This is a genomic window from Pseudomonas cerasi (assembly GCF_900074915.1).
Lineage (GTDB): Bacteria > Pseudomonadota > Gammaproteobacteria > Pseudomonadales > Pseudomonadaceae > Aquipseudomonas > Aquipseudomonas cerasi.
Window position 1 is genome coordinate 3,427,160 of sequence record NZ_LT222319.1, and the last position, 23,478, is coordinate 3,450,637.

The following is a 23,478-nucleotide window of genomic DNA, read 5'->3' on the forward strand; positions in this document are numbered from 1 at the left end:
GCCATTGTTCCCATGCATTGCCAGACCCTTGCGGATCAAATGGCAGGGTAAGCGCCTGTGCCGTCAGGCCACGGCGTCAGCAGCTCGAAACCGGTCGAGGTGACGGCAACCATATGCTCCCACTGCGCAGACAGTGAAAGGTCGCTGGTCAGAACCGTCCAGCCATCCGGCAACGTCCGGGTGCCCGCCCTGCCCGCGTTGATCATCGGTTCAATGGTGAACACCATGCCCGGCTTGAGCCTGAGGCCTTTGCCCTGCGCACCGTAGTGCAAAACCTGCGGCTCTTCATGGTACTTGCGCCCAATGCCGTGTCCGCAATATTCACGCACTACGCTGAAACCTTCGCGGTGAGCGACGCTCTGGATGGCGTAACCGATATCACCCAGGGTTGCACCCGGACGCACAGCATGAATACCGGCGCGGGTTGCCTCATAGGTCGTCTCGACCAGACGCCTGGCCAGGGGGCTGACCTCACCCACCAGGTACATACGGCTGGTATCGCCATACCAGCCGTCCTTGATGACCGCGACATCGATATTGACGATATCGCCTTCCTTGAGGATATCGGTGGCAGAAGGTATGCCATGGCACACCACGGCGTTCGGAGAGATGCAGGTGGTCTTGGTAAAACCGTGATAGCCCACATTCGCAGGAATCACTTTCAGCTCTTTGACGATGTACTCGTTGCAGATGTCGTCAAGCGCTTCGGTGCTGACGCCCGCCTTGACGTAAGGCGTGATCATCGCAAGTACATCGGCAGCCAGTCTGCCGGCTATGCGCAGTTGCACGAGGTCCTGTTCGGTCTTGAGACCGATAGCGCTGCTCATGAGACCGCCTTGGAAAGGCTGGAAGCCGAAAGCTCCGAGACGTTGAAGTTCGAAGCAGTCAGCACGGTCTCACCGGCATTTTCGTGACGGATCAGCATCTGGCAGATCTCGCTGTAATCCAGCGTCGGGTGCAGTTCAGCGAGCATACCGACACGCATCCAGTGCTCGGCCTGCGCATTGATCGAGCGGCTGAGCGCAACGCTGGCAGAGCGCAGATTGGCGTGCATGTTTTCAGAAATTTTTACCAGACCCATGATTCACCTCAAGCTGAATATATGAAGCATATACGCTGCGTATACTCACAATCAACCCGAGACGTGCCGTGGCTGTGATCAGCCACCTTATTCCATCGAGCCAGCCTGGCGGTATTCGCCGCCCGCGCGGGCAGCCGCGATGACTATCGACACCTCTGGCTCGTAGGCATTGAACTGGCGCAGTGCGGCCGCCAACTGGAGAAAATCCTCATGCTGCATTTCATTGGCTGCAGAGAGCATGCGATGTTGTTGAGCAACCGGGCTTTGCGCTGACTTAAGGGACATGACAGACCTCATTCGTTCCTTACTGTTCATGCATACAGTATTTTGAACTGCGCGCCGATACAAGACCGGTCGCGACGAATGGTCGGTGAATGTGTAAATGGCTCAATGCCCCGCCAGGGTCTGCAGGCGTTCCAGATCAGCCTGGAGGATGCTGATACCGTGCGCCATTGATCGCGCGCGCTCGCTGTAGCGTCGATCCCCCGGCAGACGCTCCTGCCCGGCCCCATGCAGTTGCCGCACCAGTTCCTCACTGCGCTGTGCAAACGACTGACCGCTGCCCTTGTCAGGATCGATGACGATCAGCAACTGGCCGGTCCAGGGCGTCTGCGCACCGGGATGCTTCGACCAGTCGAATTCGAACGAGAAATTGCCCCCTGTCAGCCCTGCGGCCAGCAGCTCGACCATCATCGACAATGCCGAACCCTTGTGCCCGCCGAACGGCAACAACGCGCCACCCTCGAGAATGGCGCGCGGCTCTTCAGTGGGCTGGCCGTCGCGATCGACCCCCATGCCCGCTGGTAACAGCCGACCTTCACGTGCGGCGATCTGTACATCACCGTGGGCGATGGCGCTGGTCGCCAGGTCGAAAACAATAGGCTCTCCGCCTGCACGGGGCGCGGCGAAGGCAATCGGGTTGGTGCCGAACAGAGGCTGACGCGCACCATGCGGCACAACGCAGGTCATGCTGTTGACCATGCTCAGGGCAACCAGCCCCTGTTCGGCGAAAGGCTCGACATCCGGCCATAACGCAGCGAAGTGATGAGAGTTGCGGATGGCCAGAACCGCAACTCCGGCACTGCGTGCCTTGTCGATCAACAAGGCTCTGGCCGCCGCCAGTGCAGGCTGGGCAAAGCCGCCCCCGGCGTCGACCCGGACAAACGCAGCGCCGACATCCTCGACCACCGGCACAGCCTTGCCGTTCACCCACCCGCTGGCCAGCGATGAGAGATAGCCGGGAATGCGAAAGATGCCATGGCTATGCGAGCCGTCGCGCTGGGCGCTGGCGCAGTTCTCGGCCAGCACGTCGGCAACCTCCGTGCAGGTGCCGTGGGCAAGGAAGATCCGGCGCAACAGATCTGTCAGTTGCTCAAAGGAAACAGTACGGGTCGACTGATCGGCAGGGTTGGCGCGCATCTGAAACTCCTGTTCATGGCGGTAGATCGAGAACGCTAGCGAGAACGACAAGGCGAAGACAGGTTCCGAGAGTAGCGCCGAGGACTCTGCAAAGACACTCCCCGGGCACTAACTTTATTGCGGCGGGCAGACTGCGACGGATAGTTTTCAATGAGAGCAGCTTGCATTCACCAGAAAATACGCAGCACCTTGATAGGTGATAGCCGGCAAATGTTCTCTCTCTCTGAAATCAAAGGGTAGAATGCGCCGAAGGTATAGGCCGGAGCGCCCATGAGCGACCCTCTTTTCAGCAACGCAGAACACGACGCGATCACCGATGCCGCTGCGCATTGGTGCATGCGCCTGCGTGCAGAAGACTGTACCGCTGCCGAACGAAAAGCATTCGAGCAATGGCTGAAGGCCCACCCCCTGCATGCGGTCGAATACAACGCCATGCTGGAAGTCTGGGATATCACCGGGCAAATCGAACCGCTTAATCCGGCACCTGTGCGCCAAGCCCAGACTGACCGGCCCGATCAGGTTCGGCCTCGTCGCGGTCGCCGCTGGGCAAAACTGGCCGCAGCCGCAGCGGTCGTTGCCCTGGCGCTACCGATTGTCGGGTACGTCGGCTGGCACCAAGGCTGGCTGCCTGATACCTACGAAACTTACAACGCCGATACCACCACACGCCTGGTCATGCTGGAAGACGGCAGCCGCGCCGAGCTGAACCTGGGTACCGAATTGACTTATGCCAATTACCGGGATCGACGCAGCGTCACGCTGAAAAAGGGCGAGGCGTTCTTTGAGGTCAGCCACGACAACACCCACCCCTTTGTTGTCGACGCCGGCTCAGGCAGCATCAGGGTCACCGGCACACGTTTCAATGTATGGATGTACCAGGATCAGGTACGCGTGACGCTGGTCGAGGGATCGGTTCAGGTCACCAGTGATCGTGCACATCCTTCCTCGAACCACCCTCTCGCCCCCGGCATGCAGGCCAGCTACAAGGCGGGCGACGATGCTCCACTGATCAGCCAGACCGAAGCACGCGATACCAGCCTGGCGTGGCGCAATGGCAAGCTGATCTTCAATGATCTGCCGCTCAGCCAGGCACTGCCGCTGATCAATCGCTACCTGCAAACACCTATCCTGCTGGCGGACAGCGCAACCGGTGCCATGCGTCTGGGCGGCAGTTACAACACCCATGACCTGTCGAGCCTGCTGACTTCTCTGCCCAAGGTGCTGCCGGTTTACGTGACGCAGAATCAGAACGGCAATCCGGTGCTCAATCGCCGCACCTCCGACACACCGAAAGGCTGATCGCACTCGCAGTCTTGCCGATGCGCAGCGACTTCGACTGCGCCCACCGTCGGAACAATCTCCTCTCGCGACCGACGATTGTTCATCTAACCTCAAGCGCACAACGCTGCAGCGAGCCTGTACACGTTGAGCCGCATATTTTTTTCCGCTGATAACTGAGGTTTTGCCGAGCTCGTTCGTCTTAGTAATCGAGAGTGTTTAAAAAAAGCCTGAAAAGGAGTTTACGGATGTTCAATCGCCAAGGAATCACGACTCGCACCCTGCTGCGGCAAACCGCACTGGCTGCGCAGGCACAGTCGCCCGCTCTGGAGGCCGAGCGCCCCGGAAACGAGCACATCCGGATGCTCCTGAAAAGCTTTGGCCTGCGCACCAGCCTGGTCAGGCTCAAGGTGCTCGATGCGCTGCTGGTCTCGAGCGAGGAAGGCCATCCCCTGGGAGTGCGCGGCGTACACAGCCAGTTGCTCAGGCTCGATGTGCCGCTATCGTTTCTGAGCGTGCGCGAGGTGCTCAAGCGTCTGTGCGACGAGGGCGTGATCCACCTCAACGACGACAAGACCTACAGTCTGCACCCTCGCGCCCGGGAATGGCTGGGAGACGTCGGCAAGGACAGCGCCCAGTAAGCACAGCCCCCTTGCCGCATCGACCATCAGCGCTTAGCGCTTGACCTTGCGACGCATGATGCCGTTGAGGATCACTACCAGCACCGCCACGCTGATGGCGATGTACTGAAAGGTCTTTTCGGTGATGGCACCGGTGTTTTGCAGATGCGACAAGCCCAGCATGATCGCCAGAACGCCGAGGGCGATCAGAATCGAGTAAATCAAACGCTGCTTGTTGGTCATAACGGCTTCCTGAATGCTCATGAGCGGGCAACTGACGCTGCCTGTTTGCGCGCATATCTTACGCCGATGCGCGACGGATGGCATCGTCACCCTCTGTCTCGCCTCACTCTCCTGCGCGCCCTCTCCTGCACGTTCTATTAACGACGTTGATTATCGTCATGCCGCGATGCGCGTTGCCGTGTAAAACTCCCATGCTTTAATACCGCCCCTGCTTCAACAGTGTGTTCAATCATTACCAAGGAGTTTCACATGCCCCATGAAGGCAGCCTGCTGCAGGTCGCAGTAGTGTTTCTACTCGCCGCCGTGCTGACTGTGCCGTTGGCCAAGCGGCTGAAGCTGGGCGCGGTGATCGGCTATCTGTTCGCCGGCGTGATCATTGGCCCTTCGGTATTGGGTCTGATCGGTGATACCGAGAGCGTCAGCCATATTTCCGAACTTGGCGTAGTACTGCTGCTGTTCATCATTGGCCTGGAGCTTTCGCCCAAGCGTTTATGGGTGATGCGCAAATCCGTGTTTGGCGTCGGCATGGCGCAGGTGCTACTCACCGGCCTGATCATCGGCGGGGTCGCCTTCGCTGCCTTCGGCCAGTCGCTGAACACCGCGGTCATTCTGGGCCTCGGCCTTGCCCTGTCGTCCACGGCCTTTGGCCTGCAGAGCCTGGCGGAGCGCAAACAACTGAACAGCCCGCACGGCAGGATGGCGTTCGCCATTCTGCTGTTTCAGGACATCGCGGCGATCCCGCTGATTGCGATGGTGCCATTCCTGGCCGGGGCCGATCACGCGATGGACACCGGCGAAAGCATCAACCACGGCCTGCGCGTGCTGGGCAGCATTGCCATTGTGGTGATTGGCGGACGCTATTTGCTGCGTCCGGTGTTTCGTATCGTCGCCAAGACCAAAATCCAGGAAGTCTCGACCGCCACGGCCTTGCTGGTGGTGATAGGCACGGCGTGGCTGATGGAACTGGTGGGGGTGTCCATGGCGCTGGGCGCGTTTCTCGCTGGCCTGTTGCTGGCCAACTCCGAGTACCGTCACGAACTGGAAGCACAGATCGAACCGTTCAAGGGATTGCTGCTGGGGCTGTTCTTTATCAGCGTCGGCATGGGCGCCAACGTCGGCCTGTTGCTCAGCTCGCCGCTGATCGTGCTGGGCCTGACGCTGCTGCTGATCGCAATCAAGCTGCCGATGCTGTTCCTGATCGGTCGCACCCTTGGCGAACTCAACAACCGCAGCGCGTTGCAGTTGGGCCTGGTACTGGCCGCAGGCGGCGAGTTTGCCTTCGTGGTGTTCAAGATCGGCAGCGCTCAGGGGCTGTTCGAGGCCGGGCTGTACGACATGCTGGTGTTGACCATCACCTTGTCGATGGCGATCACGCCGTTGCTGTTCATTGCCCTGGCGCGCTGGATCAAACCCAGGATCAAGCCTGTCGAGGTGCCGGACGAATACCGCGATATCCAGACCGACAAACCACGGGTGGTCATTGCCGGCATGGGCCGTATGGGGCAGATCGTCGCGCGTATCCTGCGCGCGCAGAAGATTCCTTTCATCGCTTTGGACACCGCCGTAGAGTCCATCGAGTTCTCACGCAGCTTCGGCAATGTCCCGGTCTTCTATGGCGACCCGCTGCGCCCGGAAATATTGCGTGCCGCCAAGGTCGATGAGGCCGAATTCTTTGTCATCGCGACCGATGATCCGGACACCAACATCAAGACTGCCGAGCTGATTCGCAAACTGTATCCGCACATGAAGATCATTGCTCGCGCACGTAACCGCCAGCATGTTCATCGGTTGATGGACCTGGGGGCTCACGCGGTTCGCGAAACGTTCTACTCAAGCCTGGAAATGAGTCGCCAGACCCTCATGGGCCTGGGCCTCAGCGAAACACAGGCCGACGCACGCATCAGTCGCTTCAAGCGTCACGACGAACAGGTGCTGGCCGCTCAGCATGAGGTGTATGACGACGACGCCAAGGTGCTGCAGACCGCCCGCGAAGCCAGGGCCGACCTCGCGCAACTGTTCGAGGCAGACCGTCTGGACGAAGAAGCCGCAAAAAGCTGACCTGCCCATACGCCGCAGGCCTTGTCTGCGGCGCAACTCAGGCGTAAGGGCTGTCCCAGTAGCGCGCGTACATGCCGAGCTTCTTCTTCACGCCGCGCGGCAAGCGCTTTTCCTGTCGGCTCAGCTTGTAGGCCAGCAGCTTCAGCGCATTGCGCACGAACGACACAGGCCACCAGAGGATTCGCCGGGGACCGAGGAATTTCAGCTCGGACTTGACGTAACGCATGCCCTCGCCGCCAATGCCGCCAAAGGTTTCGTAGATCCACGCCTCGCGGGCCTGGAACACGCCGATATCAAAGTAACGGCGAAACTCTTCGCGCAGGCTGTAATTATGGGAATGACGGCATACAGCCGAGCCTTCGTAAGCCGCTTTCCAGCCATCGATAAGCATTTTCGCGGTGACGTACATGTCCTCCGAAAGGATCACATGCCGCGGAAAACCGCCAATGGCCCGCAACGCTTCGCCTCGATAGGCCGCAAACGAGTTGGACATGAATGGCGTCTTGATACCCAGCGTACCGGCGTCGGCGAGCGTCTTGATCTGCGAGGTCGGCGGGTAATTGAACAGCCGCGCATGCTGGGCCAGCAGGTTGGCGTCCTTGTGCGGCAACTGTCGCCCGCACACAGCACCGACCTTCGGGTCGGCGAACGGCAGCAGAATGTTGGCGATGGCATTGATGCCTTCAACGTACGCATCCTGGGTCATGAAGACATACACATCATAGTCAGGATGCAGATCGACCATCATCTGTCGGGTACCGCCGTGGTTGAAATCCTTGCTGTCGATGCGCAGCACATTGGCACATCGGGCTTGCGCCAGCTCCAGCGTGCCATCCGAGGAACTGGAGTCCACGATCAGCGTATCGAAGCTGGCAGTCTGCGCAGCCAGTGAATCCAGCAGACGTTCCAGATCCTTGCGTCCGTTGTAGGTCGGGATCACACAAGCCACTCTCAATGGCGCCATAACAATACTCCAGGGCGAAGTCCGGTTGCCCACTGTGTCAGCGTTGTTGAGCGTAGCTCATGCGTACCCGCCCCACCATTCGAATGCACTCAGCCCAGCACTTCACTCAACGGAATGAAATTGACCCAGTCACCTTCGGCAACGGTCGAGCCTTCGCGCACTTCAATCAGACCATCGGCCCACGCAGCGCTGCGCAGGACTCCCGAACTCTGATTGCGATACGCCACGGCCCGACCCTGCTCCAGACGGCCGCGCAGGTACTCGCGACGATTGCCAGGACGCGTCCAGACAAACCCGGCCGGCACCGGAAACTGCAAGGGGGCGACGTCGATCACGCCCTGGCGACGCAGCAGGTAAGCCCTGGCCAGCAAAGCGAAGGTAACCAGCGTAGAGGCTGGATTGCCAGGCAGACCGATCACCGGCACACCCCGAAAATGCCCGAAGGTCAGCGGCTTGCCAGGCTTGATGGCCAGCTTCCAGAGCGTCAGCTCGCCCTCCTCACGCAATGCGTGGCCGAGGAAATCAGCTTCGCCCACGGACACTCCGCCCGTGGAGAGAATCAGATCGACACCCTGCAGATTCGCCAGCGCAGCACGCGTCTTTTCCAGATCGTCCGGCAGGATGCCGGCATCCACGACCTCGCATTGAAGCCGCTTCAGCCAGCTGCACAGCAACACCCGGTTGCTGTTATAGATCTGCCCCGGCCCCAACGGCTGACCGGGCTCAATCAACTCATCGCCCGTAGACAGCACCGCGACCCGCACGCGGCGAATGACCTCCAACTCGGCGAGGCCCAGCGAGGCCGCCAGACCCAATTCGATCGGACCCAGCCGCGTGCCGGCGGCCAGCACAGTATCGCCGACCCGGGTTTCCTGGCCTTGCGGACGAATATTCTGCCCGGCGCCCAGCGGTTCGTTGAACCGCACACGCTGATCCGCCAGCACCTCGGCGTTTTCCTGCATCTCGACGCAGTCAGCGCCTTCGGGCATCGGCGCGCCAGTGAAGATACGCGCGCAGGTGCCAGGGGCCAGAGGCTCGGGGGCCTGACCGGCGAAGATACGCTGACTGACCGTCAACGGCTCGCCGTGCCAGTCCGCCGCGCGCAAGGCATAACCGTCCATGGCGCTGTTAGGCCAGGGCGGCAGATCCAGCGTGGAGACCAGATCCACTGCCAGTACGCGGCCTTCGGCATCGGCCAGCGAGACGCATTGGCGCTCGGTGATCGGCGTGGCTTCGGCCATTTTCAACAGACGCGCAATGGCGTCTTCAACAGGCAGCAGGGTTTTCGGCTCGTTGCTCATGAGCACTCAACCACGAGTCGCACAGGGCTCGGCCTGCTTGAGGTGAGGCACAAAGTTGCAGGGACGGAAACGCGAGTCCAGCTGCTGGGCAAGAATGCCGTCCCATGCCGTGCGCACCGCATTGGTGGACCCTGGCAGGCAGCACACCAGCGTGCCATTGGACAGGCCGGCCAGCGCGCGGGACTGAATGGTGGACGTGCCGATATCCGGCACCGAGATCTGCCGGAACAGCTCGCCAAAACCATCGACTTGCTTGTCCAGCAGGCAGGCTACAGCTTCAGGTGTGCTGTCGCGGCCGGTAAAGCCGGTGCCACCGGTGATCAGCACGACCTGCACCTGATCGTCGGCAATCCAGGTCGCTACCTGAGCGCGGATCTTGTACAGGTCATCCTTGAGCAGCACGCGCTCGATCAAACCATGGCCTGCGTCGGTCAGGCGGTCGACAAACATCTGCCCCGAGGTATCGGTTTCACGGGTGCGGGTATCGCTGACGGTCAGTACGGCGATATTAAGGGGTACGAAAGGTGTGTCAGCCTTGGCTTTCATGGCCTCATCCAGTTGTTAAGAAAACAGGCGGGTGTTATATCACAGCCCTCCTTTTGACTGCCCGACGAGTGTTCGATGAATGTTCCTGCCCCACTGCCGCCCTGCTCTATTCTGCTGCTGGCCGGAGGCCGGGGACAGCGCATGGGCGGGCGCGACAAGGGCCTGATCGAATGGCAGGGCACCCCGCTTATCGAACATCTGCATCGTCTGACCCGGCCGCTGACCGACGATCTGATCATTTCCTGCAATCGCAATATCGATCGCTATGCGCGTTACGCCGATAGACTGGTGCAGGACGACGATACCGATTTCAACGGCCCTCTGGCCGGGATTCGCGCCGCACTGCCCCTGGCGCGGCATCGATGGTTGCTGATCCTGCCCTGCGACGCACCTTTGGTCGATGAAGCGTTGCTGCACGCATTGCGTGAAAAAGCCTCTGAATACCCGGAGCGACCGATAATGGTGCGTGAAGGTCAGCACTGGCAGCCGCTTTTAGGTATGATCCCTGTCGCTCACGCCGCAACGCTGGAAGCCGCATGGCAGGCCGGCGAACGCAGTCCGAGACGGGCTCTGGAACCGCTGCAGCCAGTCGCTCTGCAACTGGAAGCCGGTGATCCACGCCTGGCCAACCTGAACACTCCCTGTCTGTTGACCGGGATCAGTGAAAACCGCAACAAGTGACTTGTCATTGAAGTTGCTGCGGGTGTATACGGAACTTGCTGACGGTGTATCCGTCTGAGAGTTCAGCAAATCAAGAATCCATCTGGAGACACAGTAATGAAACAACGGACCCTTCCCGCTGCCTTCCTGCTTGCACTGAGCATTGCCTCCCTCGCCGGCTGCGCATCGCCCACTGTGATCACCTTGAACGATGGTCGTGAAATTCAGGCTGTCGACACGCCGAAGTACGATGAAGAATCCGGCTTCTACGAGTTCAAGCAACTCGACGGCAAGCAGACCCGCATCAACAAGGATCAGGTACGTACCGTCAAGGATCTGTGATTCGGATGTCGCGTTACTGATTTGAAAAAACCCGCCGAGTGCGGGTTTTTTTTGCCTGTCATTTCACTGCCCCTGTACTACCAGTCGAGCTGCAACAGGCTCTCGAAGTGGCGCGGCTCGCCATTGATGGGATCGATGAAGCGCAAGCTGCTGGCCAGCAGCTTCAAGGGATGCCGATAGTCGTCCACCGGGTCTTTCACCACGTCCGGGTAAAACGGGTCGTTGCAGATGGCAGCGCCCAGCGCAGCCATGTGCACGCGCAACTGATGCTTTTTGCCGGTCACCGGATAAAGCCCGTAACGCCACAATTTATCCTGCCGTTCGAGCACCTCGATCTGCGTACGGGTGTTGCTCGCGCCGACGCCTTCCTGCATGCGAAAGAACGGTTCACCCTCGACCAGACGACTCTCGTGCAGACGCGGAAATATCAGTTCCGGCAGCGCTGGTGCAATGGCTTGGTAAAACTTGTCGATGCGCCGGGTGGGAAACAATGCCTGATAAGCCGAGCGCGTCTGCCGGTTGGCGGAAAACAGCACCAGCCCTGCGGTGTGCCGGTCGATGCGGTGCAGCGGCACCAGATCAGGGTTGTCCAGGCGATGGATCAAGCGCCGCAGCAAGGTTTGCTCGACATACTCGCCTGCGGGTGTCACCGGTAGGAAGTGCGGCTTGTCAGCCACCACCAGATGCTCGTCGGCGTAGAGGATCGTTTCAACCACCGGGATCGGCGTTTCGTTGGCAACCTCACGAAAGTAGTGAACCCGCAGCCCTTCCCGATACGCCAGATCAGGCGCGATGGCCTTGCCGTTTTCGTCCAGCACCCGGCCGCGGGCAAACCGATCCAGCCATTGTTCGCGGCTGATGGCCGGAAATTTCGCGCACAGGCAATCGAGCACCGTGGCCCACGAGCCCGGTGGCAGATACAACGTACTGGCTTGCTGCTGTGCGGCGTTGAAGACGGACTCGGACATGCGGGAACTCGGACTCGTGTAAGCCTGAAGCGGCTGGCGGTGGATTATCACTGATTAGTGCGATCACCGCACAACATCGCTGCGTGGTAATCGACTCCTGCCTGCGGCACTATTAACCATCTGGTACATTCCGTTTAACACCTGCCGCCAATCGGGCAGTGACACAAAAACAAGAGACGTATTTAGAGACGTATTTTATGACTCATGCTGAAAAACCCTCCATCCTCGCCGGCCTGATCGGCTCGGGCATCCAGGCCTCGCGAACGCCCGCCATGCATGAGCATGAAGGCGATGCGCAAGGCATGCGCTATCTGTATCGGCTGATCGACATCGATGCCCTGCAAGTGGACATCCACGCCCTGCCCCGGCTTCTGGAAGGCGCCCAACAGTGCGGCTTCACCGGCCTGAATATCACCTTCCCGTGCAAGCAGGCGGTCATCCCGTTACTGGATGAGCTGTCCGATGAAGCGCGCGGTATCGGCGCGGTGAATACGGTGGTGTTCAAGGACGGCAAGCGCATCGGTCACAATACCGACTGCCTGGGATTCGCCGAAGGTTTCCAGCGCGGCCTGGACAAGGCACCACGCCAACAGGTGGTGCAGATGGGTGCAGGCGGCGCGGGCGCTGCCGTGGCTCATGCGCTGCTGGGCGCGGGCGTCGAGCGCCTCAGCGTGTTCGAAGTCGAGCCGCAACGCGCCCAAGGGCTGGTGGACAACCTCAACCAGCACTTCGGTGCCGGGCGCGCTCAGGTGGGCATCGACCTGCCTGCGGCGATGGCCGAAGCCGACGGACTGGTCAATACCACGCCGGTCGGCATGACCAAACTGCCAGGCACGCCGCTGCCGGTCGAGTTGCTGCGGCCCGAGCTGTGGGTGGCGGAAATCATTTACTTTCCGCTGGAAACCGAGCTGCTCAAGCATGCCCGCGCATTGGGCTGCCGAACCCTGGATGGCAGCACCATGGCGGTGTTTCAGGCAGTCAAGGCCTTTGAACTGTTCAGTGGCCAGTCCGCCGATGCAGAGCGGATGATGGCGCACTTCCACACGTTGTAAACATCAGCGTTTGAGATAACGCAACACAGCGTCGCAGATCATTGCCTTGTGACGCTGTTTGACCTCCTCGCTCCACAACTCGATCTGAAAGATCTCGCTGAAGGTATGGCGATTGGAGACCCGGTAGAAGCAGAACGAGCTGATCATCAGGTGCAGGTCCACCGGATGAACACCGTCACGGAACAGGCCGCTGGCTTCGCCACGACGCAGGATGCCGTCGAGCGCCCTGATGATGTTCTGGCTCTTGGCCTGAATCGATTCGGACTGTTTGACGTTCTCGCCGTTATGGATGTTTTCGATGCACACGATACGGACGAAATCGACATTGCTGTCGTGGTGATCGAAGGTGAACTCGACCACACGATGAATCGCTTCCACCGGCTCGAGTTCGGACAGATTGAGCTGGCTCTCGGTGTTGCGAATCGCGCCGTAGAGTTTTTCCAGCACTTCGACGTACAGTTGCTCTTTGCTGCCGAAGTAGTAATAGATCATCCGTTTCGAGGTTTTGGTGCGTTCGGCAATGGCGTCGACGCGCGCCCCCGACAGGCCATGGGCGACAAACTCGGCAACGGCGGCCTGCAGTATGTCTTCGCGGGTCTTTTCCGGATTGTTCTTGCGCCCTTTCGACGCAACGGCAACGGAGTCGTCAGTTGTTTTCATTGTTGGCTCATGACCACGAGTGATGCGCGGAGTATGAAGCCGACCGGCAACCGAGGGAAGCTGCGAGGGCATCGAACCCTCGCAGCAGCCCTGCAATCGGATTCGCCTTACAGACGCGCCTGACGTGCTGCCACATTGCGCGCCTTGGCCATCGCAGCCAGACGCACCGGGACGTTGGCAGCGCCGTACCCTACGTAGCCGTTCTTGCGCTGCAGGATTTCGAAAAAGAAGCGCCCGTCGAACGCATCGGTGTAGACGTGGAACAACTCGCCACCCTGCGCATCGCGGTCATAGAGCACGTTGTAGTACGCCAGTTCGCTGAGAAATTCCTCGTCGAAATCGAAGCGCGCCGCCAGGTCATCGTAGTAATTGAGCGGGATGTCCAGCAAGGGTACGCCCGCTTCCTTGGCACGGCTTACCTCGGCGAAGATGTCTTCGCAGGAAAATGCGATGTGGTGCACACCCGAGCCACGATAGCTCGACAGCGCATGGGAAATGGCCGTATTGCGATTCTCGGAAATATTCAGCGGCAGGCGCACGGTGCTGCAACGGCTGCGCAGCGCACGGCTCTTGACCAGGCCGTAGGGGTCGGGCAAGACCACTTCGTCGTCAGCCTCGAAGTCCAGAATGCTTTTGTAGAACAGCACCCAGCTGTCCAGGCTGTCGGCCGGCAGCGCCATGGCCATGTGGTCGATACGCTGCAACCCGCCCTTGGCGACTGCTTGCGGATCGACGACAAAATCGCTGTCGTAAATCGATTCTCCCGGTGCGGCGTTGTCCACCAGATAAATCAGGCTGCCGTCGGGCGCACGGACCGAAGGAATCTCCCGTTCGTTGGGGCCGACCAGGCCACGATAGGGCTGGCCCTTGAAGGCACGCGCACGCTCCAGCGACTGATGACCGTCGTCGACACGCAAGGCGGTCGCGCACAACGAAGGGCCGTGCGCCTCGAAGAAGCTGTGGGCGAAGGAATAGGGTTCGGCATTGAGCACAATCCTGATATCGCCCTGCCCCAGCAGACTGACCGCCTTGGAGCGATGCTGACCCAGCTTGGCAAAGCCCAGCCGTTGCAGCCAGCCCGACAGGCGAGCGCCATGGCTCTCGTCAACGGCAAACTCGAGAAACTCGACGCCATTGTAGGTACTGGCAGCGGGTGGATTGAAAAGGATTTCGGGAGCTGCGGCCGGCTCGTCACGCGCCATCAGCTGGCGGGTTTTCTCTTCCAGATAGAGCAGCGAACGCAGACCGTCAGCGGCATTGGCACGTGTCGGCGCTGCACGGAAACCGTCGTTGAACACTTCCAGCGACAACGGCCCGGTGTAGCCACTGCGCAGGATCGGCGCGAGGAAGCCGGCCAGATCGAATTCACCCTGGCCCGGGAAGCAGCGGAAATGACGGCTCCACTCCAGTACATCCATCGCCAGAAGCGGCGCGTCGGCCATCTGCACGAAGAAGATCTTGTCGCCCGGGATCTGCGCGATGGCGCTCGGATCGCCCTTCAGCGACAGGGTATGGAAACTGTCGAGCAGCACGCCAAGCGCCGGGTGGTCAACCTGACGCACCAGGTTCCAGACCTGTTGCCAGGTGTTCACGTGCTTGCCCCAGGCCAGCGCTTCATAACCGACGCGCAGGTTACGGGCGCCGGCGCGCTCGGCGAGCAGGCCCAGATCATCGAGCAGAATGTTTTCGTCGCCCACCGAATCGGCAGACGCATTGCTGCAGACCAGCACCAGATCGGTGCCCAGTTCCTGCATCAGATCGAATTTGCGTTCGGCACGGTCGATATTGCGCTGCAGACGGTCACGGCGGCAGCCTTCGAAATCGCGAAACGGCTGGAACAGGGTGATGGCGATGCCCAGGTCGGCACACATCTGCCTGATATTTCGTGGGCTGCCGTCGTAGTACAACAAGTCGTTTTCGAAAATCTCGACGCCGTCAAAGCCGGCTGCGGCGATGGCTTCGAGCTTTTCGGGCAGAGTACCGCTCAAGGATACGGTAGCAATTGAACGCTGCATGCTTTTCAGCTCCTGGATGAACGCGACCTGCTTGGGTCGCGACTGGACAGCACCGCATTCCTGGCCTTTCCCGGCCTTTCCCGGCCTTATTCAGAGGTGCGAGTAAAGTATTTGCCTGTGAAAATACTACAGCAACATAAAGTGTACGAACCGGTTAGTTTTACGTTCGATTATCGAACAAAAGCCGTTTTACTCAATTGACGCTGTATCTCGCAATGCTCAACATCAGCATCACATTGCAGGATAGACCCGCAGTCCAACATTTTTGATCGTCGCTTCATCAGCAGCAACCCATAACAATTCAAAAAACAGGAACATTGCTCATGTGCACCCTTCTCGCTTTGCTCGCCCGCTCGCCCATCCGTCTTACCAGACGTCCTGTTCGACGAACCCGCCCGGCCAAAAGCCCAGCCTGGCTACACGTCGCCTGAAACATTCCAACACACTTACGCGGCCCAACCTGTAAATTGTCGGCCCGACGGATCGTTTCGAGGACAGCCTGAGTCTACAGGCCAGTCGAATCACGGTTCTACGACTTCACTTTACCTGCACAACGCCTGCATCGAGTGGACTTCTCAGTCCGACTGTTGCCAGCAGCACAGTCCTGGAACGGATGGTTAGAACATCATGCTTAACACCCAGACCAACCCTGTCGCCCAGGCCGCCCGTGCCGGGATGGGCGAAAAGATCCGCGGCGCACTCGCCGTGGGCAAGACGCGCTGGGGCATGCTCGCCCTGGTGTTCTTCGCCACTACGCTGAACTACATCGACCGGGCCGCGCTCGGCGTCATGCAGCCCATCCTCGCCAAGGAAATGAGCTGGACGGCGATGGACTACGCCAACATCAACTTCTGGTTTCAGGTCGGCTACGCGGTCGGCTTCGTGCTGCAGGGTCGCTTCATCGACAAGGTCGGCGTCAAGCGCGCGTTCTTCCTCGCGGTGCTGCTGTGGAGCCTGGCGACCGGCGCGCACGGCCTTGCCACTTCCGCCGTCGGCTTCATGGTCTGCCGCTTCATTCTGGGCCTGACCGAAGCCGCCAACTACCCGGCCTGTGTGAAGACCACGCGGCTGTGGTTCCCTGCCGGTGAGCGTGCGGTGGCCACCGGTATCTTCAACGCCGGCACCAACGTCGGCGCCATGCTGACCCCTGCCCTGTTGCCGGTGATCCTGACTGTCTGGGGCTGGCAGGCAGCCTTCGTGGCAATGGGTTCGCTGGGGCTGCTCTGGGTCATCACCTGGCGCTTGAAATACTACAACCCTGAAGATCACCCGACCGTCAGCAAGACCGAACTGGATTACATCAACCAGGAAGTAGAACCGGCGCCGGTCAAGGTGCCGTTCACCGGCATTCTGAAGATGCGTGGCACATGGGCGTTCGCGCTGGCGTATGCGATTACTGCCCCGGTTTTCTGGTTCTACCTGTACTGGCTGCCGCCGTTCCTCAATCAGCAATACAACCTGGGGATCAGCGTGACGCAGATGGGCATCCCGCTGATTCTGATCTGGCTGACGGCTGACTTCGGCAGTGTGGGTGGCGGCATTCTGTCGTCCTGGCTGATTGGTCGTGGCATGCGTGCGACGACTGCGCGCCTGTTGTCGATGCTGATCTTTGCCATCACGATCTGCAGCGTGGTGTTCGCTGCCAATGCCAGCGGGCTATGGGTGGCGGTACTGGCCATCTCGCTTGCCGTGGGTGCGCATCAGGCCTGGACCGCGAATATCTGGAGCCTGGTGATGGACTACACGCCCAAGCACATGATGAGTACCGTGTTCGGCTTCGGCGGCATGTGTGCGGCCATTGGCGGTATGTTCATGACGCAGATCGTGGGTGCGGTGCTGACCGCCACCAACAACAATTACAACGTGCTGTTCACCATGATCCCGGCAATGTACTTCATCGCGTTGATCTGGCTGTACTTCATGGCGCCTCGCAAGGTTCCGACGCTCAGCGAGTGATCGTCTGACACCATCAAAAAGGCCCGGCTCACTCAGTGACCGGGCCTTTTTGCTATTGTGCCCACGCTTTGCGCAGAGTGACGAAAAGTGCTCTCCCGGACGCCTCTCGTTCTTCACGCTCCGCGTGGGAATGCAGTTCGTGACGCTCCGCGTCACACGGCGATTCTGTGGTTTCAGGTGGATTGGGTTCGACTCAGGTCACCTTTGTTATCCCAGACGCCGCTCGTTCCTCACGCTCCGCATGGGAATGAAGTTCTTGACGCTCCGCGTCACACGGCGATTCTGTGGTTTCAGGTGGATTGGGATTCGACTCAGGTCACCTTTGTTATCTCAGACGCCGCTCGTTCCTCACGCTCCGCGTGGGAATGCAGTTCTTGACGCTCCGCGTCACAAAGCGGTTCTGTGGTTTCAGGTAGATTAGGGTTCGACTCAGGTCACCTTTTCGCCCCTCGGCGACCCACTTTGATGGGGCCAAAGTAGGCAAATCCCCCCGCTCCTGTTTCCGGCCCGACTTCGTCGGGTTCCTTCGCCCTGTCACTAAGGTCGCACTCTGCGTCGTCAGTGCCACCGCGATAAAAAAGCGCTTTATCTATGTAAAGTGATTGCGCGCAAGACACTACGTTGTGCTGCGGTACAGATGTGACGCAGAGCGTCACGAACTGCATGCCAACGCAGAGCATTGGCACGATAGTCAGTTAGATTTGTGTATTCGTGCGTGGGAACAGCTCATCACCCACCCTTGCGCCGCTGTTGCCAAGCCGCCGCCAGGCCGCTGAGGCAGATGATGGCGATGCCTGCCTGTGCGGTCGGTGATGGCATGTGGTCGAACACCACGAAACCCAGCAGCCCGGCAAACACGATCTGGCAATAGCTGAACGGTGCGAGCATGGCCGGGGCGGCGAAGCGGAAGGCCTGGGTCAGCAGCAAATGCGCCGACATCCCGCACGCGCCGAGCGCCAGCAGAAACGGCAAGTGCTTGAGCGCCGGCACTTCCCAGAAGAACGGCACCAGTGCACTCATCAACAGGGTATTGAACAACCCCGCGAAAAAGTTGCTGGTGGTCGGACTGTCAAACGGGCTGACCAGCCGCGTCAGGAGTTGATACAGCGCAAAGCACAAGGCTGACGACAGGGGCAACAGAATCGCCGGGGTAAACAGCTCGCCCCCCGGATGAATGATGATCATCACCCCGACAAACCCGACGACCACTGCTATCCACTGCCCACGCGTGACACGCTCATGCAACAGCGGCACCGATAACGCGGTAACGAGCAACGGCGCAAGAAAGTTGACCGCCGTCGCCTCTGCCTGCGGGATGAACATCAGGCTGCTGGTAAACAGCAGACTGGTGCCCAGCAAGGCCAGGGCGCGCAAGACCTGCAGGCCAGGACGCTTGGTGCGCAACACCCGCAACCCCGCTGACGGCATGAAGATGCAGGCCATCAACAGCGTATGCACCAGATAGCGTGCCCAGACCACCAGAATGATCGGATAGAAGCCGGACAGGTATTTGGACAGCGTGTCATGACTGGCAAACAGAAAGGTCGCCAGAAGAATGAAGCCAATACCTTTGAGAGGTTGATTGACGCCGGACAACGGCGTGCTGGCAGTGCTCATTGCGCTTCCTTGTTCAAGTTTCAGCAGCCTGACAGCGTGGCCGAAAGCGCCAGCGCCCGCTGCTCATATCGACAGACCCGTGAGCATCGCACACCCGTTTGCAGCGCTTCGCAGAAAATGTTCGAACCGGTTCATTAACGTTCGATAATCGCCCAGAACAGCTGTTTCACAATTGCGCAGCGCTTTCCGGCATTTCACTATCGCAGCCAGCTACACGACTCAATAACTACAAAAAAGGTCTGCTCCATGCGCGTGAATTCCCCCTGCAAAATCCTTTGCGGCCTGTCAGCAGCCGTCGCTGCAAGCCTGACGCCCATCAGCGGCAACAGCGCCGGATTCGTCGAAGACGCCAAGGTCAATCTGAACCTACGCAACTTCTACATCAATCGCAACTTCGTCGACCCGGCCAACGCACAGAACTACGCCGAGGAGTGGACACAGAACTTCATCCTCGACGCACGCTCCGGCTTCACCCAGGGCACCGTCGGCTTCGGTGTCGACGCGCTGGGCCTCTACTCGCTCAAGCTCGACGGCGGCAAGGGTACCGGCGGCACGCAATTGCTGCCCATCCATAGCGATGGGCGCCCGGCCGACGACTTCGGGCGACTGGCCGTGGCCGGCAAGGCGCGCTTCTCGAAGACCGAATTGAAGGTCGGCGAGTGGATGCCGGTGCTGCCGATCCTGCGCTCGGATGACGGCCGCTCGCTGCCACAAACCTTTCAGGGCGGGCAGATCACCTCCAAGGAGATCGACGGCCTGACCCTCTACGGTGGTCAGTTCCGTGGCAACAGCCCGCGCAACGACGCGAGCATGGAAGACATGTCCCTGAATGGCCGTACCGCGTTCACTTCCGACCGCTTCAACTTTGGCGGCGGCGAGTACGTGTTCAACGAAAAGCGCACCCAGGTCGGCGTGTGGTACGCCGAGCTTGAAGACATCTACCACCAGCAATATTTCAACCTGCTGCACAGTCAGCCGTTGGGCAGCTGGACGCTGGGGGCCAACCTTGGCTACTTCCAGGGCAAGGACGACGGTCAGTCGCTGGCCGGCGAGCTGGACAACAAGACCTGGTCAGCGCTGCTTTCGGCACGGCACGGCGGCAACACCTTTTATGTGGGCCTGCAGAAAGTCAGCGGCGACAGCGCCTGGATGCGCGTCAACGGTACCAGTGGCGGGACGTTGGCCAACGACAGTTACAACTCCAGCTTCGACAACGCCAGGGAGAAGTCCTGGCAGTTGCGCCACGACTATGACTTCGCAGCCTTGGGCGTGCCCGGCCTGACCCTCATGAACCGCTACATCAGCGGCGACAACGTGCATACCGGCGCCATCACCGACGGCGAAGAGTGGGCACGGGAAACCGAGCTGGCCTACGTGTTCCAGAGCGGCGCGCTCAAAAGCCTGTCAGTCAAATGGCGCAACTCCACCATGCGCCGCGACTACAACACCAACCAGTTTGACGAAAACCGCCTGATCGTCAGCTACCCGTTGTCGCTGCTCTGATCCAGACAGAACGCCGCCGTGGCCGATGGCGCGGCGGCGTTCTCGATCACCACCCTCAATTGTCCTGCAACGACTCCACGCCCATTTCATCCCACACCGCTTCAGCGAGGTGGAACGTTGCATTGGCCGCCGGAATGCCGCAGTAGATCGCGCTCTGCATCAGCACTTCCTTGATTTCCTCACGGGTCACGCCATTGTTTTTCGCGGCCTTGAGGTGCAGGCGCAATTCGCCTTCGCGATTCATACCGATCAGCATCGCAATGGTGATCAGGCTGCGCGTGTGGCGCGGCAACCCCGGACGCGTCCAGATATCACCCCAGGCGTGACGGGTAATCATCTCCTGGAATTCTTCATTGAACGGCGTCAGTTTGCTCAGGCTGTTATCGACATGCGCATCGCCCAGCACAGCGCGGCGCACGTGCATGCCGGCTTGGTAACGTTCGTCTTCGGTCATCGGGAAATCCTTGTGTGTTCAGCCACGGCACGCTCGACCCAATGGCGAGCCTGGCCAAGGTAATGGGCCGGATCGAGCAGTCGATCCAGCTCGTCGGAAGAAAACTGCTCGCTGATCTGCGGGGTTTCGCCGAGCACCTGACGCAAATGGGCGCCCTGCTCCACCGCACGCCGGCAGCACTGTTCAACCAAATGGTGGGCAGCATCGCGGCCGATACGCTGAGCCAGGGCAATGCTCACTGCCTCGGCGAGAACCAGGCCTTTGGTGGATTGCAGATTGATCGCCATACGCTCGGCATCGACCTGCAGGCCGGGTATCACCTGCAACGCCTGCTGCAGCGAACCGGAAACCAGGCAGCACAGCTCCGGCAAGGTCTCCCACTCGGCATGCCACAGGCCCAGACTGCGCTCGTGCTCCTGCGGCATGGCGGCCAGCATCGTGGCGACCAGCCCCGGTGCGCGAGTGGCGGTGCTGATCATGACCGCAGCACCGACCGGGTTGCGTTTGTGCGGCATGGTCGAAGATCCGCCCTTGCCCGGTGCCGAAGGCTCGAAGACCTCGCCCACTTCGGTCTGCATCAGCAGGCTCACGTCTCGCCCCAGTTTGCCGAGGCTGCCGGCGATCAGGCCCAGCAGACCGGCAAACTCTACCAGTCGGTCACGCTGGGTGTGCCAGGGCTGCTCGGGCAACGCCAGTTGCAATTCACCGGCCAGCGCTTCGGCCACCGAAAACGCCTGATCGCCCAGCGCCGCGAGGCTGCCGGAAGCACCGCCGAACTGCAGGCACAGCAGGCGTGGTTTGATCTCGTTCAAGCGCTGTCGATGACGAGTGACCGCGCCCAGCCAGCCGGCGATTTTCATCCCCAGGGTGACCGGCGTGGCCTGTTGCAGCCAGGTGCGTCCAGCCAGCGGCGTGCCAGCATGACGCTGTGCCTGCTCAGCCATCGCATCGGCCAGTCGAGCAAGATCATGCTCAAGCAGTACGATGGCTCGACGCAGTTGCAGGATCAGACCGCTGTCCATCACATCCTGACTGGTCGCGCCCATGTGCACGTAGCGCTCGGCTTCAGCGCTGCGTGCGGCAATCTGTTTGCCCAGCGCCTTGACCAGCGGAATCGCCGAATTGCCGGCGCTGCCGATGGCGATTGCCAGCGCGTCGAAATCGAACAGCCGTGCGTCGCAGCTCAGCTCGATGTCAGCGACCACCTCGGGCGGGATCAGGCCTACTCGTGCCTGTGCCCGAGCCAGTGCAGCCTCGAAATCGAGCATGCCCTGCACCCGGCCTTCATCCGAAAAGATCTCGCGCATTTCGGGTTGCATGAAGTAGGCATCGAAAAGTTGATTGCTCGCTCTGTTCACATCACCACTCCAAATTGAAAGGTTTCAGGTAGCGTCCGAATGACTGACCCAGCCCTTGATCAGCACCGCTATCGCGGCAAGCGCCGCCGGAACCACCAGCGCGGTCAGCACCTGCTCGAACGTCCAGCCCAGGCCCAGCAGCGTGGCACCGGCCCACGCGCCGAGAATCGCGCCGAAGCGGCCGATCCCGAGCATCCACGACACGCCCGTGGCACGCCCCTGGGTGGGATAGAAACGCGCTGCCAGTGACGGCATTGCCGACTGTGCGCCGTTGATGCACATACCGGCCAGCAGCACCAATGTCGCCAACAGTGCGACGTTACCCAGACTCTGCCCGACCAGCCAGGCAAATACCCCGGCCAGCGCGTAGGCACAACCAATGACCTTGTGCGGGTTGTAACGATCCATCGCCCAGCCCACGCCTACAGCGCTCAACACCCCGCCGAACTGAAACAGCGCGCCGATGAAGGCCGACTGTTCCATGCTCGCGCCGCTGTCGCGCATCAGCGTCGGCAGCCAGCTGGTCAGCAGGTAAACGATGACCAAGCCCATGAAATATGTCAGCCACAGCAACAGGGTGCCTGCGCTGTACGTGCCGGAAAAAATCACTTTCAGCACATTGCGGCTGCTCACCGTTTTCTGCTCGGGAACGCTGAAGTCAGTGATGCCAGCCAGCGCCTTCGGCGCAATCGGTGCCAGCACTTTGCGAATCCGCTCTGCACCGCGATTGCGTACCACCAGAAACCGCGCCGACTCCGGCAGCCAGACCATCAGCACCGCCGCCAGCAGGATGGGCAGGATGCCGCCCAGCATCAACAGGCTGTGCCAGCCCATGCTGGGGATCAGCTTGGCTGAGACAAAACCGCCGCAGGCCATGCCCAGATTGAAACCGCAGAACATGCTCGTCACCAACAACGACTTGAGCCGTTCCGGGGTGTATTCCGACAGCAACGTGGTGGCATTGGGCATCGCTGCGCCAAGCCCCAGCCCGGTCAACAGGCGCAGCACCAGCAATTGATCGATGTTGCTGCTATAGGCTGAGGCCAGGCTGAAAAGACCGAACAGCAGCACCGCGACCACCAGCACCACCTTGCGCCCGAAACGGTCGGCCAGCGGGCCGGAACCCAGCGCGCCGAACACCATGCCGATCAGCGCGGCACTCATCACCGGCCCCAGACTGGCCCGATCGATTCCCCAATCCTGGCTGAGCGCGGGTGCAATGAAGCCCATTGCGGCAGTATCGAGGCCGTCGAGAAACACGATGAGAAAACACAGCGCAACCACTCGCCACTGATAGCCGGACAGCGGTTGCGCATTGATGAAGGCCTGAACGTCGAGCGTACTCGACGCAGGGCTGCTGGCGGAAAGCGTCATGAAGGTGTC

Annotated in this window: 23 protein-coding genes; 8 read left to right on the forward strand and 15 right to left on the reverse strand. The window is 60.3% G+C overall.

The annotated features are described in order from the left end of the window. Positions 1 to 35: 35 nt before the first annotated feature. From map to PCPL58_RS17770, 4 genes are all read right to left on the reverse strand, one after another. Positions 36 to 827, reverse strand: a complete 792-nt coding sequence (map, locus tag PCPL58_RS17755; RefSeq protein WP_003433008.1) for a type I methionyl aminopeptidase — start codon at positions 825 to 827, stop codon at positions 36 to 38. After that, positions 824 to 1,081: a ParD-like family protein gene (locus PCPL58_RS17760; protein ID WP_065350055.1), complete on the reverse strand. Its 258-nt coding sequence runs from the start codon at positions 1,079 to 1,081 to the stop codon at positions 824 to 826. Before PCPL58_RS17760 ends, map begins: the two co-directional genes overlap by 4 nt. Before the next feature lie 87 nt (positions 1,082 to 1,168). Then, a complete protein-coding gene (locus PCPL58_RS17765) occupies positions 1,169 to 1,366 on the reverse strand; it encodes a hypothetical protein (RefSeq protein ID WP_065350056.1) in 198 nt (65 codons plus the stop codon). A 102-nt stretch (positions 1,367 to 1,468) separates the two neighbouring features. Continuing rightward, a complete protein-coding gene (locus tag PCPL58_RS17770) occupies positions 1,469 to 2,500 on the reverse strand; it encodes an Ldh family oxidoreductase (RefSeq protein WP_065350057.1) in 1,032 nt (343 codons plus the stop codon). A gap of 270 nt (positions 2,501 to 2,770) precedes the next feature. Here PCPL58_RS17770 and PCPL58_RS17775 point away from each other — a divergent pair, with 270 nt between their 5' ends. Together PCPL58_RS17775 and PCPL58_RS17780 are read left to right on the forward strand one after the other, a co-directional pair. Then, complete coding sequence (locus PCPL58_RS17775) at positions 2,771 to 3,799, forward strand: FecR family protein (protein ID WP_065350058.1); 1,029 nt, start codon at positions 2,771 to 2,773, stop codon at positions 3,797 to 3,799. A 227-nt stretch (positions 3,800 to 4,026) separates the two neighbouring features. Next, complete coding sequence (locus tag PCPL58_RS17780; protein WP_024663342.1) at positions 4,027 to 4,419, forward strand: Fe2+/Zn2+ uptake regulation protein; 393 nt, start codon at positions 4,027 to 4,029, stop codon at positions 4,417 to 4,419. A gap of 33 nt (positions 4,420 to 4,452) precedes the next feature. On the opposite strand, the gene PCPL58_RS17785 is transcribed toward PCPL58_RS17780, so the two are convergent. After that, entirely contained in the window at positions 4,453 to 4,641 is a 189-nt protein-coding gene (locus PCPL58_RS17785) for a hypothetical protein (RefSeq protein ID WP_003366968.1), read from the reverse strand. A gap of 249 nt (positions 4,642 to 4,890) precedes the next feature. Between PCPL58_RS17785 and PCPL58_RS17790 the strand changes: the two genes are divergently transcribed. After that, on the forward strand, positions 4,891 to 6,699 hold the full coding sequence (locus PCPL58_RS17790; protein ID WP_065350059.1) for a monovalent cation:proton antiporter-2 (CPA2) family protein: 1,809 nt from the start codon (positions 4,891 to 4,893) through the stop codon (positions 6,697 to 6,699). Between the two features lie 37 nt (positions 6,700 to 6,736). Here the strand turns inward: PCPL58_RS17790 and PCPL58_RS17795 are convergent, their stop codons facing one another. From PCPL58_RS17795 to moaB, 3 genes are all read right to left on the reverse strand, one after another. Then, the gene (locus PCPL58_RS17795) at positions 6,737 to 7,663 is read right to left on the reverse strand and encodes a glycosyltransferase family 2 protein (RefSeq protein WP_065350060.1); all 927 of its coding nucleotides are present in this window, start codon (positions 7,661 to 7,663) and stop codon (positions 6,737 to 6,739) included. Positions 7,664 to 7,752: 89 nt separating this feature from the next. After that, positions 7,753 to 8,964 (reverse strand): molybdopterin molybdotransferase MoeA, encoded by a 1,212-nt coding sequence (locus tag PCPL58_RS17800; protein ID WP_058416611.1) that lies wholly within the window; start codon positions 8,962 to 8,964, stop codon positions 7,753 to 7,755. Between the two features lie 6 nt (positions 8,965 to 8,970). Then, on the reverse strand, positions 8,971 to 9,510 hold the full coding sequence (moaB, locus tag PCPL58_RS17805; protein WP_002553131.1) for a molybdenum cofactor biosynthesis protein B: 540 nt from the start codon (positions 9,508 to 9,510) through the stop codon (positions 8,971 to 8,973). 75 nt (positions 9,511 to 9,585) lie between these two features. Here moaB and mobA point away from each other — a divergent pair, with 75 nt between their 5' ends. Further along, complete coding sequence (gene mobA, locus PCPL58_RS17810; protein ID WP_024663339.1) at positions 9,586 to 10,191, forward strand: molybdenum cofactor guanylyltransferase MobA; 606 nt, start codon at positions 9,586 to 9,588, stop codon at positions 10,189 to 10,191. 96 nt (positions 10,192 to 10,287) lie between these two features. Continuing rightward, on the forward strand, positions 10,288 to 10,512 hold the full coding sequence (locus tag PCPL58_RS17815; RefSeq protein WP_002553129.1) for a YgdI/YgdR family lipoprotein: 225 nt from the start codon (positions 10,288 to 10,290) through the stop codon (positions 10,510 to 10,512). Positions 10,513 to 10,589: 77 nt separating this feature from the next. On the opposite strand, the gene PCPL58_RS17820 is transcribed toward PCPL58_RS17815, so the two are convergent. Further along, on the reverse strand, positions 10,590 to 11,480 hold the full coding sequence (locus tag PCPL58_RS17820) for a pseudouridine synthase (RefSeq protein ID WP_065350061.1): 891 nt from the start codon (positions 11,478 to 11,480) through the stop codon (positions 10,590 to 10,592). Positions 11,481 to 11,677: 197 nt separating this feature from the next. On the opposite strand from PCPL58_RS17820, the gene PCPL58_RS17825 reads away from it, so the two are divergent. After that, the gene (locus PCPL58_RS17825; RefSeq protein ID WP_065350062.1) at positions 11,678 to 12,532 is read left to right on the forward strand and encodes a shikimate dehydrogenase; all 855 of its coding nucleotides are present in this window, start codon (positions 11,678 to 11,680) and stop codon (positions 12,530 to 12,532) included. A gap of 3 nt (positions 12,533 to 12,535) precedes the next feature. Here PCPL58_RS17825 and PCPL58_RS17830 read toward each other — a convergent pair whose 3' ends face one another. Both PCPL58_RS17830 and quiC read right to left on the reverse strand, forming a co-directional pair. Further along, positions 12,536 to 13,192 carry a TetR/AcrR family transcriptional regulator gene (locus PCPL58_RS17830; RefSeq protein ID WP_003433017.1) on the reverse strand — a complete coding sequence of 219 codons (657 nt, stop codon included), beginning with the start codon at positions 13,190 to 13,192 and terminating at the stop codon, positions 12,536 to 12,538. Between the two features lie 107 nt (positions 13,193 to 13,299). Further along, the gene (gene quiC, locus PCPL58_RS17835) at positions 13,300 to 15,207 is read right to left on the reverse strand and encodes a 3-dehydroshikimate dehydratase QuiC (protein ID WP_003433018.1); all 1,908 of its coding nucleotides are present in this window, start codon (positions 15,205 to 15,207) and stop codon (positions 13,300 to 13,302) included. A gap of 627 nt (positions 15,208 to 15,834) precedes the next feature. On the opposite strand from quiC, the gene PCPL58_RS17840 reads away from it, so the two are divergent. After that, positions 15,835 to 17,163 (forward strand): MFS transporter, encoded by a 1,329-nt coding sequence (locus PCPL58_RS17840; RefSeq protein WP_003433019.1) that lies wholly within the window; start codon positions 15,835 to 15,837, stop codon positions 17,161 to 17,163. Between the two features lie 729 nt (positions 17,164 to 17,892). Here PCPL58_RS17840 and PCPL58_RS17850 read toward each other — a convergent pair. Beyond that, complete coding sequence (locus PCPL58_RS17850; protein ID WP_054081863.1) at positions 17,893 to 18,780, reverse strand: DMT family transporter; 888 nt, start codon at positions 18,778 to 18,780, stop codon at positions 17,893 to 17,895. A 246-nt stretch (positions 18,781 to 19,026) separates the two neighbouring features. On the opposite strand from PCPL58_RS17850, the gene PCPL58_RS17855 reads away from it, so the two are divergent. Beyond that, the gene (locus tag PCPL58_RS17855; protein WP_065350064.1) at positions 19,027 to 20,283 is read left to right on the forward strand and encodes an OprD family porin; all 1,257 of its coding nucleotides are present in this window, start codon (positions 19,027 to 19,029) and stop codon (positions 20,281 to 20,283) included. 55 nt (positions 20,284 to 20,338) lie between these two features. Here PCPL58_RS17855 and pcaC read toward each other — a convergent pair whose 3' ends face one another. Genes pcaC through pcaK form a run of 3 tightly spaced genes read right to left on the reverse strand, consistent with a single transcriptional unit; the run spans position 20,339 to position 23,469 of the window. After that, positions 20,339 to 20,737, reverse strand: coding sequence for a 4-carboxymuconolactone decarboxylase (pcaC, locus tag PCPL58_RS17860; protein ID WP_003366946.1), 399 nt, complete (start codon positions 20,735 to 20,737; stop codon positions 20,339 to 20,341). Then, the gene (locus PCPL58_RS17865; RefSeq protein ID WP_003433023.1) at positions 20,734 to 22,095 is read right to left on the reverse strand and encodes a 3-carboxy-cis,cis-muconate cycloisomerase; all 1,362 of its coding nucleotides are present in this window, start codon (positions 22,093 to 22,095) and stop codon (positions 20,734 to 20,736) included. The genes pcaC and PCPL58_RS17865 overlap by 4 nt, the downstream gene beginning before the upstream one ends. A 24-nt stretch (positions 22,096 to 22,119) precedes the next feature. After that, a complete protein-coding gene (gene pcaK, locus PCPL58_RS17870) occupies positions 22,120 to 23,469 on the reverse strand; it encodes a 4-hydroxybenzoate transporter PcaK (protein ID WP_044308284.1) in 1,350 nt (449 codons plus the stop codon). Positions 23,470 to 23,478: the final 9 nt, after the last annotated feature.

Bases quoted from the DNA above. Each gene is read 5' to 3' on its own strand.
- PCPL58_RS17780 (WP_024663342.1), top strand. From the start codon at position 4,027: ATGTTCAATCGCCAAGGAATCACGACTCGCACCCTGCTGCGGCAAACC.
- pcaC (WP_003366946.1), bottom strand. From the start codon at position 20,737: ATGACCGAAGACGAACGTTACCAAGCCGGCATGCACGTGCGCCGCGCT.
- quiC (WP_003433018.1), bottom strand. From the start codon at position 15,207: ATGCAGCGTTCAATTGCTACCGTATCCTTGAGCGGTACTCTGCCCGAA.
- PCPL58_RS17800 (WP_058416611.1), bottom strand. From the start codon at position 8,964: ATGAGCAACGAGCCGAAAACCCTGCTGCCTGTTGAAGACGCCATTGCG.
- map (WP_003433008.1), bottom strand. From the start codon at position 827: ATGAGCAGCGCTATCGGTCTCAAGACCGAACAGGACCTCGTGCAACTG.
- PCPL58_RS17855 (WP_065350064.1), top strand. From the start codon at position 19,027: ATGCGCGTGAATTCCCCCTGCAAAATCCTTTGCGGCCTGTCAGCAGCC.
- PCPL58_RS17790 (WP_065350059.1), top strand. From the start codon at position 4,891: ATGCCCCATGAAGGCAGCCTGCTGCAGGTCGCAGTAGTGTTTCTACTC.
- PCPL58_RS17760 (WP_065350055.1), bottom strand. From the start codon at position 1,081: ATGGGTCTGGTAAAAATTTCTGAAAACATGCACGCCAATCTGCGCTCT.
- PCPL58_RS17765 (WP_065350056.1), bottom strand. From the start codon at position 1,366: ATGTCCCTTAAGTCAGCGCAAAGCCCGGTTGCTCAACAACATCGCATG.
- PCPL58_RS17820 (WP_065350061.1), bottom strand. From the start codon at position 11,480: ATGTCCGAGTCCGTCTTCAACGCCGCACAGCAGCAAGCCAGTACGTTG.
- PCPL58_RS17770 (WP_065350057.1), bottom strand. From the start codon at position 2,500: ATGCGCGCCAACCCTGCCGATCAGTCGACCCGTACTGTTTCCTTTGAG.
- PCPL58_RS17850 (WP_054081863.1), bottom strand. From the start codon at position 18,780: ATGAGCACTGCCAGCACGCCGTTGTCCGGCGTCAATCAACCTCTCAAA.
- PCPL58_RS17815 (WP_002553129.1), top strand. From the start codon at position 10,288: ATGAAACAACGGACCCTTCCCGCTGCCTTCCTGCTTGCACTGAGCATT.
- PCPL58_RS17795 (WP_065350060.1), bottom strand. From the start codon at position 7,663: ATGGCGCCATTGAGAGTGGCTTGTGTGATCCCGACCTACAACGGACGC.
- moaB (WP_002553131.1), bottom strand. From the start codon at position 9,510: ATGAAAGCCAAGGCTGACACACCTTTCGTACCCCTTAATATCGCCGTA.
- PCPL58_RS17840 (WP_003433019.1), top strand. From the start codon at position 15,835: ATGCTTAACACCCAGACCAACCCTGTCGCCCAGGCCGCCCGTGCCGGG.
- mobA (WP_024663339.1), top strand. From the start codon at position 9,586: ATGAATGTTCCTGCCCCACTGCCGCCCTGCTCTATTCTGCTGCTGGCC.
- PCPL58_RS17825 (WP_065350062.1), top strand. From the start codon at position 11,678: ATGACTCATGCTGAAAAACCCTCCATCCTCGCCGGCCTGATCGGCTCG.
- pcaK (WP_044308284.1), bottom strand. From the start codon at position 23,469: ATGACGCTTTCCGCCAGCAGCCCTGCGTCGAGTACGCTCGACGTTCAG.
- PCPL58_RS17785 (WP_003366968.1), bottom strand. From the start codon at position 4,641: ATGACCAACAAGCAGCGTTTGATTTACTCGATTCTGATCGCCCTCGGC.
- PCPL58_RS17775 (WP_065350058.1), top strand. From the start codon at position 2,771: ATGAGCGACCCTCTTTTCAGCAACGCAGAACACGACGCGATCACCGAT.
- PCPL58_RS17830 (WP_003433017.1), bottom strand. From the start codon at position 13,192: ATGAAAACAACTGACGACTCCGTTGCCGTTGCGTCGAAAGGGCGCAAG.